Below are 6,101 nucleotides of genomic sequence, written 5' to 3'. Positions count from 1 at the left end.
GAGGAGGAAGTGAAGCTCGCGGCGCAGCCGCCGGGCCCAGGCGCGCTCGTTGTGCCTGCCCCCCATCTCCACCACGAACATCAGGTCGCGGCCCTCCACGTATCCCTTGCGGGTGAGCAGGTCCTTCATCCGCCGCACGTCGTGCATCTCCTCGCCACCCTCGGCGGTGCCCACGTCCAGGTACAGCCGCCCGGGCACGTACTGCCGGTCCTGCATCCAGCCGTACACCTGCCGCCCGCCGAACCACAGCGCCGGGCTCATCACGCCCGCGAAGCCGAACACGTCGGCGTGCTTGAAGAACGCGTACAGGCTGATCAATCCCCCCATCGACGAGCCCGCGATGCCCGTGGACTCGCGCCCGGGGCGCGTGCGGAAGTCGCGGTCGATGATGGGCTTGATGGTGTCGATGACGAAGCGCAGGTATGAGTCGCCCTTGCCCCCCGCCTTGTGCTTGTGCTCGTGCCAGGGGCCGTACTCGTTCAGCCGCTCGGGGCCGATGTTGGGGATGCCCACCACGATGGCTTCCAGCCCCTCGTCGGCCGCCTGCTCCAGCGTCTGGTCTACCTCCCACTCGTCACCGAAGCTGGTGGCGCGGTCGAACAGGTTCTGCCCGTCGTGCATGTAGATGACGGGGTAGCGCCGGGTGGACTCGTGGTACCGGGGCGGCAGGTACACCAGGATGTCGCGCGCATTGCCCAGCTGCGGGCTGTGCAGGCCGTGCAGCACCTTGATGGTGCCCACGGCCGTGTGCTGCTGGCCGTCGTCGGTGAAGTAGTCCTTCCAGTCGCCCCGCTCCGGTGCCGCCTGGTCCGGTGCGTGCTCCGCCGCCGCCGTCTGCTCGTCCGTCATCCCGATCGCCGCTTCCGTCTGCCGTGGTTCATGCGCGTGAGGCGCCCCGCCGTTGCGGAACTCGTGCCGCCGCGGGCCGCTAACCTATCCCGCCTGGCCGCCCGTGACCACCGGGCACGCAAAAGGCCCCGCGCGCGGCGGGGCCTTTCTGCTGCGGCGGACCTCACGTCCGCGTTACGGGCTGCGCGGATCGCCGATCAGGCCCACGAACAGGATGGTGCCGCTGTGGCGCTCGCGGATGGCCGCCAGGAAGGGCCGGTCGGCGCGGAAGGTGGGCGGCGCGCTCGTGACGCCGGTGCCCACCGAGGTGGCGGCCGCGGCCTCGGTGCCCTTCTCGTTCACCTCGATGAACGTCTTCTGCTTGACCTCGGCAATGAACAGGTCCGCACCTCGCGGCGACATCCCGCTGAAGTCCGCCGCGACGTCGTCGAACGCCGTGGCCATCCCCATCGCCTTGAGGGTGTTGTTCAGCACCTCGTCGTACTCCAGGCGAAAGCGCGGCAGCGATACGTCCAGCTTGCCATCGTGCAGCTGGGCGATCCACCCCTGCCACTTCTCGTCCGTCACCCCCGCCGCCCACTGCCGCAGGGGCTGCGCGTTCGGGGGCAGCACCAGCGTCATGGAGAAGGCGCCGCGTCCGTAGGCCAGGTCCACCATCTGCACCTGGTCGTTCATCACGCTGCGCACCTCGGCGTCGCGCATGAACATCATCTGCACCGGGTGCTGGCTGCCGTCCGCGCGGTGGAACGGGGCCGGGCTGGTGCGCGCGGGATCGAACTCCTGCGTCCAGCTCCCCTTGAAGTACACGGCGTTGATCAGGTACATCACGATCTCTGGGTCGATCTGCTCCAGGATCGTCTTGATCTTGCCGTTGGTGCCCTGGTCCACCCACGCGTTGATGGTCTTCACGGAGGCGGGGTTGCCGAAGTCGAGTGCCGTGACCCGCGCGTCGAAGTGCTGCAGGCTGGATTCCACGAACGCGGGGTGCAGCGGAAACTGCTGGTCTACCCAGATGCTGTTGGCCAGGCGCATGTCGACGTTGCGGTCCAGCCCCAGCAGCAGGTCGATGAGGCTGCGGTAGGCGGCGTTGATCGCCGCCGGCTCCATGGTGCCGAAGCCCAGCGTGGAGCGCATGGCCGAGAATGTTTCGCCGCTCGCGCCGTTCATCGTCATCCCCAGCGCCATCGACGCGCTCAGCGGCGAGAGGAAGATGTTGGACGACGTGTCGCGCGCGCTCACCTCGCGGAGCAGGTTGAACCCGAAGCGGTTGCTGGCGACGATCAGCTCCTGCTCCGACTGGGTGAGGGCGCGCGGCAGGCGGGTGATGGGCTCCTCGTCTCCGCTTCCGAAGATGGATTCGCATCCGGCCAGCATCGTCGCGAGGGCGAGTGCGGATAGCGGCTTCGACCAGCGCATGGGGATTCTCCTGGATGAACAGGTCGCGGACAGGTTCGCGGGAGAACGCACGAGCCCGCCCGGTTCGGACGGGTGCGGCGGAAACGAAAGAGGCCCCGCTCGCGCGGGGCCTCTGATCGGCGAATCGCGTGCGCCTCAATCCACCGCGACGAGGATGGCGGGCCGTTCCGAGACGGCGACGCCGGCGAACAGCCCAAGCGCGCCTTGCACGCCGGCGGCGAAGCGCTCTCGGTGCACCGGCGGGCTCACGTGCTCGTGCACCAGGCCGGCGTAGCGGGTGAACGCGGTGTCGTACGCCGTCACCTGCAGGCGCACGTCCAGCGAATCGTACTGCTGCCCCGGCCCATGTGCGCTGTCGCAGTGGATGGGATTGTGGAAGAGGATCGCCGCGCTGTCCGCGCCGGGGGAATAAATGATCGCGCGTCCGTACTCGAACCGGCAGCTCTGGTCGGGCACCCGCTGCCCACCCCGGTAGAAGGCGGTTTCGCGGACGCCCAGCCCCACGCCCGCCGTGCCCGCGCCCACGCTCCACCGGGCCGCGATCAGGCCTGGCACGCCGCCGTCGTGCTTGCGCTTCACCAGGAACCGCGAGCCGGTACCCGGGTCGATGACCGGCGCGTGCGGCACCGTCGCCGAGCCGCGGATGGTCTCGCGACCGGCGAGATCCACCGACAGCGCGTACGTCGTCCCCGAGCGGATGCCGCCGGGAAAGACGGCGGCGTAGCAGCCCGGGGTGATGGGGGGGTGATTGGAAACGTGGGTCGACACGCACCCCGGAAACCCAGTTGGGGCTTCCACCAATTGCACCGACGTGGCGCCGGTGGAGATGCGGACCGTGGCGCCGGAAACGGGAAAAGTGGCGATTGGGTTGTCGCCGTTCCCCGGCCGCGCGCGGGTGAGCAGCACGGCCACGGTGTCCTGGCCGGCCGCGAGCACGCCGTGCACCATCACCTCGTCGCGCCGGATGTCCAGCGCCAGCGGGTCGCGGGTGAACTCGCAGCCGCCCAGCACCAGCGCGGCCAGCGGCAGAATACGCTTCAGAACTTCCATTCGACACCGAAGGTGGGAAAGACGGGAATCTGGGGAAGGTAGTTGAGCACCGTCGGCGCGCCGCCGCCCAGCTGCGGCTCGGCGGACAGCACGTTGCGCGTGTTCAGCACGTTCACCACCTGCAGGTACGGCGTAAGCGTCATCCGCTGGCCGAACCAGCGGCGCCGGTACTCGCGGCGGGCGCTCACGTCCAGCCGCAGGTAGCCCGGGAGGCGCGCCGCGTTGTGCCGGCCCAGCAGGATGGTGCCGGCATCGGCGTCCGCCGCCCCGTAGCGCCCCGTGGCCGGGTCCCACCGGTAGCCCTGGGCCACGCCCAGCACCGGGGTGTACGGCTGGCCCGTCGCGATGGCGAGCCGGGCGTTGAACTCGCCGCTGCGGCCCAGCGGCGTGATCGCCGTTGCGTCGATGGTGTGCCTGCGCTCGAACCGCGGCGTGAAGCGCTCCCCGTCCACCGTCCGCTCGGAGAACGACAGCGCGTACGAGAGCGACAGGTGCGACCGGCCGCGGACGTGGCTGGCCAGCAGCTCCAGGCCACGCGCCGTCCCCTCCCCCGTGCGGAACCCGTCGCCCACGAGCACGGGCGACTCCAGCGGGTTGTCGGCGGCCGGCGGCAGGGGCAGATCGTGAAGCCAGCGGGCGTACGCATCCACCCGCAGGCTGGTGGCGCCGCGGGACCACTCCGCCCCCACGGTCACGTCTTCGGCCGTCATCAGCCCGGCGTGGGCGCCGGGCGCGGCCAGAAGATCGTACGCCAGGAACGCCGACCCCAGCGATTCCTCGTCGCGCAGCGAGTGCATCACCTGCGCGTATCGGCCTCCGCCCGCGGAAAGCGCCAGCCCCGGCGCGGCCGACCACCGCACCCCTACGCGCGGCATCAGCGCCGTGCCCAGCTCGCCCGCGTAGAGCACGCGCATCCCGGCCCGCAGGGCCAGCCGCTCGCTGGGCGCCCACTCGTCGTCCAGGTAGGCAGCCAGGGTAAACGGCTGGTCGGTGCGGGTGAACGGGTCTACGAAGTTGCCGAAGGCGTCAGACCGCACGTCCTGCACGTCGTGCGCAAATCGGTAGGCGTCGGCCTGCACCCCCGCGCGCAGCTGGTTGCCCCCGCTGGTCCGCGCCAGCTCGGCCGAGGCGAGCACGTTGCGCGTCTCGGTGCGGGCCCGCAGCAGGGGCGAAAACACGGGCGGGGTGTCGGGCGAGCCGGAATACTGCTCGTCCGCGGCGTCGAAGCGGCCGTAGAACTGGCTGACTCCCACGCGGGCCTCGCCCGCCAGCCCGGGGCGGAAGGTGTGCCGGTACGCCGCCGTGGCCAGGCGCGACCCCCAGCGGAAGCTCATCTCGGTGTTGAACATCCTGCGCAGCCGCTCGGGGATGTCGATCCCCTCGGCGTCCACGTACACCGAGGCCGTCGCCACACCGGCGGTCCCCACGTCGTGGGTGATCTTCAGATGCCCGTCCGTGAATGCGTAGGGAACCGTGCCCGGGATCAGGTTCACCGCGTAGGCGGCGTCGGTGAAGGCGTCCAGATAGGTGCGGCGAATGGAGGCCAGGTAGCTTCCCCGCCCGGAGGGGAGCGGCCCGTCCAGGCTGGCGCGCGACGAGATCAGGCTCACCGCGCCGCTGCCGCGCACCGCGTCGCGTCCCCCCTCGCGGGTGCGGATGTCCACCACGCCCGAAAGCCGGTCGCCCGTGCGCGCGGGAAACGCGCCGGCCAGCACGTCTACCGACGCCACCGTGGCGGGGTCGATGGCGCCGAACAGCCCGCCGACGTGGTACGGGTTGAACAGGGGCACGCCGTCCAGCATCACCAGCGCCTGGTCTGGCGAGCCGCCGCGCACGTACAGCGCGCTGCTGAAGTCCGACGCCGCCGCCACGGAGGGAAGCGTCTGCACCGCGCGCAGCACGTCGGCCTCCACCAGCGCGGGTACGGCCATCACGGCGCGGGTGCCCATCTGCACGGGCGGGGGGCCGCCCCTGACGCGCGCGGGGGTGGCGGATCGTTCGCGCGGCGTGCCGTGCACCTCTACCGGCGTGAGGGCCACGGGCGCCGCCACCAGGTCAAAGTCCAGCCGCACCACCGATCCCCCGCCCACCCGCACCACCGCCTCGGTGGGGTGGTAGCCAATGGCGGACGCCTGCACGCGCCAGCGCCCGTCGGGCACGCCGTGGATGACGAAGTTGCCCTCGGCGTCGGTAGACACGGTGCGCCGGAGCTCCGCCACGCGCACGGTGGCGTAGGGCACGGCGTCGCCGGAAGGCGCCGCGCGAACGCGGCCCTGGATGTCGGCGTCTGGCGCGAGCGCGAGCCAGAGGAGTGTTGCGGCCAGCATGGAGGTACGGTCGAGAGGAAGAGTGCGGGTCGGTGCCCGTCAGGGCGCGACCGGGAAGACGATCTCGGCGCCGGCGGTGTCGGCGGCGGGTGCGAGGACGTGGAGCTGCTCACCGTCCTTGGTCATGTACGTGCGGTCGCCCACCACGATGGCGGCCCGGCGCACGGCACGGGGAAGGGCGATCACGATTTCGCCTTCCGCTGCCCCGGTAATGGACACCCTGCCCGGGGCGGTGCGGAACTGCGCGTCGGCCGCGGCGCCGGTGGCGCGGACGTCCACGTGCTCGGCGTCCGCCAAGCGCACGCGCACCCGCAGCCCGGGGCCCACCTGGCCCAGCATCACGCGCACGGCGCCCTCGTGCGGACGGATCTCCACCCCCGCCACCGATTCCGGAGCGGGAGGCGCCTCGGGCGGGTGCGCAGCCGCCGGGGAGGGCGCCGCCGCCGGGCCGGGCGACGC

General features: G+C 71.5%; 4 protein-coding genes and 1 pseudogene. All 5 read right to left on the bottom strand.

The annotated features are described in order from the left end of the window. A partial coding sequence (locus VIB55_RS10125; protein ID WP_331876538.1) for an alpha/beta hydrolase occupies positions 1 to 849 on the bottom strand: 849 nt, incomplete at its 3' end. Between the two features lie 174 nt (positions 850 to 1,023). Further along, entirely contained in the window at positions 1,024 to 2,265 is a 1,242-nt protein-coding gene (locus VIB55_RS10120) for a serpin family protein (protein WP_331876537.1), read from the bottom strand. Between the two features lie 135 nt (positions 2,266 to 2,400). Further along, entirely contained in the window at positions 2,401 to 3,315 is a 915-nt protein-coding gene (locus VIB55_RS10115; protein ID WP_331876536.1) for a DUF4249 family protein, read from the bottom strand. Next, a complete protein-coding gene (locus VIB55_RS10110; protein WP_331876535.1) occupies positions 3,303 to 5,642 on the bottom strand; it encodes a TonB-dependent receptor in 2,340 nt (779 codons plus the stop codon). The genes VIB55_RS10115 and VIB55_RS10110 overlap by 13 nt, the downstream gene beginning before the upstream one ends. Positions 5,643 to 5,681: 39 nt before the next feature. Beyond that, a pseudogene (locus VIB55_RS10105) lies at positions 5,682 to 6,101 on the bottom strand (hypothetical protein); the annotation flags it as partial.

Origin of the sequence: Longimicrobium sp., from assembly GCF_036554565.1 — a bacterium.
Taxonomy (GTDB): Bacteria; Gemmatimonadota; Gemmatimonadetes; order Longimicrobiales; family Longimicrobiaceae; genus Longimicrobium.
The sequence above is the reverse complement of the archived record's forward strand: the minus strand, read 5'-3'. Positions and strand labels throughout refer to the sequence as shown.